We start from the raw sequence: 3,489 nt of genomic DNA, 5'->3' as shown, positions 1-3,489 counted from the left end.
GCCAGGCTTTTTTTTCTCTTCCCTCAAATAAATCCCTTCCAATCATACAGTTTATTTACTTTTCTGTCCGTTTTATTTTATTTTAACGGGATGTAGTAATAAAACTGTGCGAACCCATGAAGATAAGACCAGGATCAGTTTATATCGTTCCATTCCTGTTAAGCACTATCCTGCTCACAGGATTTAAGAAAAGCAGGCCGCCACGTAAAGATACACGGCCCAATATTATTGTTATTCTCGCGGATGATATGGGATTTTCAGATGCCGGCTGTTATGGCGGAGAAATCCATACGCCCAATATTGATTTCCTGGCTGCTAACGGTATCCGCTATACGCAGTTTTATAATACCTCCCGTTGCTGCCCCACACGCGCTTCCCTGCTCACGGGGTTGTATAACCAGCAGGCGGGTATTGGGAAGATGACCGACGCGGAGGATGAGCCCGGATACCTGGGCCACCTTTCAGAGAATGCGGTTACCCTGGCGGAAGTGCTGAAAACAGCCGGCTACCAAACGGCTATGTCGGGCAAGTGGCATGTATCCAACACCAACGGGCAAAAAACAGCCGCGGAGCAAATGGCCTGGCTCAATCATCATCAAACATTCGGCGATTTTTCTCCCGTTTCACAATATCCCACCAGCCGTGGGTTCGATCAGTTCTTTGGCACCATATGGGGAGTAGTGGATTTTTTTGATCCCTTCAGCCTCGTAAGCGGAACAACCCCCATTACAAAGGTACCGGACCACTATTATCATACAGACGCTATCAACGATACCGCCGTGGCCTATATCAAAGGCTATGCGGATACCCAAAAGCCTTTCTTCCTGTATGTTGCCCACAACGCCCCGCACTGGCCGCTCATGGCGCTGCCGGAAGACATCGCAAAGTATAAAGACACCTATAAGGCAGGATGGGAGGCTATCCGCAACGCCCGCTATAACAAAATGGTGAAAATGGGACTGATTGATCCGGCTACCACGCCATTGCCCAAACGCTGGAGAAATAACCAAACCTGGGCGCAAAATCCCGATACCGCCTGGGATGCTATGGCCATGGCAGTGCATGCTGCTATGATAGACCGCATGGACCAGGGCATTGGCCGCATCATTGAGGCGTTGAAAACAACCGGGCAGCTTGATAATACCCTGATCGTGTTCTTGTCCGATAACGGCGCCAGTCCTGAGAACTGTGCTAACTACGGACCCGGATTCGATCGCCCCGATGAAACCCGCGACGGCCGTAAAATTATTTACGCCACAAAAAAACAGGCAATGCCCGGCCCACAAACCACGTATGCCTCTATAGGGCAAACATGGGCCAATGTAGCCAATACGCCTTACCAGTACTGGAAAGCCGAATCGTACGAAGGCGGTATACATACTCCTCTGATCGCATACTGGCCCAAAGGCATCACCACTAACAAAGGCGGCTACAATAGCCATATGGGGCATGTAATGGACTTCATGTCCACCTTCGCTGAACTGGCGCACGCACAATACCCTGAAGTATACAACGGCCACAAGATCCCCGCCACTACCGGTACCAGCCTGTTGCCATCTTTCAAAAACAAAAATACCACCGGGCACGATCAGCTGTTCAATGAACACTTCGGCGCACGGTATGCCCGCTCCGGTAACTGGAAACTGGTATCGCTCAGCAACGATACTACCTGGCGGCTGTTTAATCTTGCTGTGGATAAAACAGAAACCAATAACCTGGCCGCGCAATACCCCGAAAAGGTGCAACAGCTGCAAACCCTTTGGTATCAATGGGCACAAACACACCAGGTGTTTCCAAAACCCGGCCATAAAACAACGAAGTAAAAATTAATCTTTAATCACTTATATGAGCAACAACCCGATTTCACGTAAACTGCTGATGATCGCACTGCTGGCAGGCAGCATGGCCTGTAATGAAGTAAAACAACCTGAAAAGAAACAGGAATGGATATCCCTGTTTAACGGGAAAGATATTAACGACTGGATCGTGAAGATCCATCACCATGAAGTAGGAGAAAACTTTGGCAATACCTTCCGGGTGGAAGACAGCATCATCAAGGTACGCTATGATCAGTACGGCGACTTTAACGACCAGTTCGGGCACTTGTATTATAAACAACCCTTCTCACATTATCACCTCAAATTTGAGTACCGTTTCGTTGGAAAATGGTACCCTTCCGCACCGGAATATACGCTGCTGAACAGCGGCGTTATGTTCCACTCGCAGGACCCGCGTACCATGCCAAAGGAGCAGGACTGGCCCATTTCCGTGGAAATGCAGCTGCTGGCCGGCCTGGGAGATGGTAAACCACGGCCTACCGGCAACATGTGCTCCCCGGGTACCAACGTGGTATACAAAGGCAAACTGGATGCAACACACTGTATTGAATCCACCTCCAAAACATACGAAGGCGAACAATGGGTAAGGGGAGAACTGATCGTACTGGGCGATTCCCTCATCACGCATATCATCAACGGCGATACCGTACTGCAGTACTCCAAACCGCAGATCGGCGGCGGCGTAGTGAACAATTACGACTCCACCGTTAAAATAGATGGCAAGCTGCTCTCCAAAGGCTTCATTGCCCTGCAAAGCGAAGGACAACCGGTTGATTTCAGAAAAATTGAGATCATGAACCTGGAGCACTAACGGCAACGGATATCTTAAAACAAGCGGGGCTGCATCATCTATTTATGATGCAGCCTTTTTTGTTGGTGGCTCCCGGAACAGGACTTAAAGCGCCTGTGCCCGTAAAAGGAAAGTTACCTGCCTCAAAAATGATATAGAAATACTACATCACCCGTGTACGCTGGTTTGGGCTTTCCCTTAATACTGAGCGTAGCGCCAATTATCACTTTCGTGACACCTCTTAAATCGACTATAGAATTGAGTTTTGCTTTCAATTGAACTTCGTCGTTCACAAACACCGGCTGACCAAACTTAAACTGCTCTATACCGTAGTTTATTTCCATTTTAACATTGCGTATGTCTGCAATCTGCTTCCATAGATAGGGAATTAATGCCAGGGTCAGATAACCATGGGCAATGGTCGTTTTGAACGGCCCTTCATTTTTTGCTCTTTCCTCATTGCAATGGATCCATTGATGATCCAGCGTTGCATCGGCAAACTTATTGATCTGTTCCTGGTCTATCCTATGCCATTCAGAACTACCTATTTCTTTACCCTCATATGCCTGATATTCAGCGAAACTGTTGACAATTACCATAATGTTTACTTATTATTTTAAAGTTGTAGGGACCAATATCCTGAAATTTTTTCTCTTCCGGCTACGTAGTCTGTCTCTCACAAACGTATTACTTATTTATCAACCAAATTACTATTCTTTCACTTTCAATTTTAATACATGTGCTGAGGCCAGTCGTGAGGCTACCCCTCCGGAGCCTTATGACTGCCCCAAAATAAGCCATAGTAGCCACTTATTAAATAAACCCGGGATAATTTAAAACAATCCTTAATAATTCCACTAT

3 protein-coding genes are annotated in these 3,489 nt (G+C 47.3%); 2 read left to right on the top strand and 1 reads right to left on the bottom strand.

What is annotated here, in order from left to right:
- The first annotated feature begins 116 nt into the window (after positions 1-116).
- Both VN105_RS06535 and VN105_RS06530 read left to right on the top strand, forming a co-directional pair.
- Positions 117-1,823, top strand: coding sequence for an arylsulfatase (locus VN105_RS06535; RefSeq protein ID WP_325639099.1), 1,707 nt, complete (start codon positions 117-119; stop codon positions 1,821-1,823).
- Between the two features lie 22 nt (positions 1,824-1,845).
- Positions 1,846-2,649 (top strand): DUF1080 domain-containing protein, encoded by an 804-nt coding sequence (locus VN105_RS06530; RefSeq protein ID WP_325639097.1) that lies wholly within the window; start codon positions 1,846-1,848, stop codon positions 2,647-2,649.
- 122 nt (positions 2,650-2,771) lie between these two features.
- Here the strand turns inward: VN105_RS06530 and VN105_RS06525 are convergent, their stop codons facing one another.
- Entirely contained in the window at positions 2,772-3,227 is a 456-nt protein-coding gene (locus VN105_RS06525; RefSeq protein WP_325639095.1) for a MaoC family dehydratase, read from the bottom strand.
- Between the last annotated feature and the right edge of the window lie 262 nt (positions 3,228-3,489).

This window comes from Chitinophaga sp. (assembly GCF_035564935.1).
Classification (GTDB): domain Bacteria; phylum Bacteroidota; class Bacteroidia; order Chitinophagales; family Chitinophagaceae; genus Chitinophaga.
The sequence above is the reverse complement of the archived record's forward strand: the minus strand, read 5'-3'. Positions and strand labels throughout refer to the sequence as shown.

Coding starts and splice junctions, on each gene's coding strand:
- VN105_RS06525 (WP_325639095.1), bottom strand. CDS start 3,227: ATGGTAATTGTCAACAGTTTCGCTGAATATCAGGCATATGAGGGTAAA.
- VN105_RS06535 (WP_325639099.1), top strand. CDS start 117: ATGAAGATAAGACCAGGATCAGTTTATATCGTTCCATTCCTGTTAAGC.
- VN105_RS06530 (WP_325639097.1), top strand. CDS start 1,846: ATGAGCAACAACCCGATTTCACGTAAACTGCTGATGATCGCACTGCTG.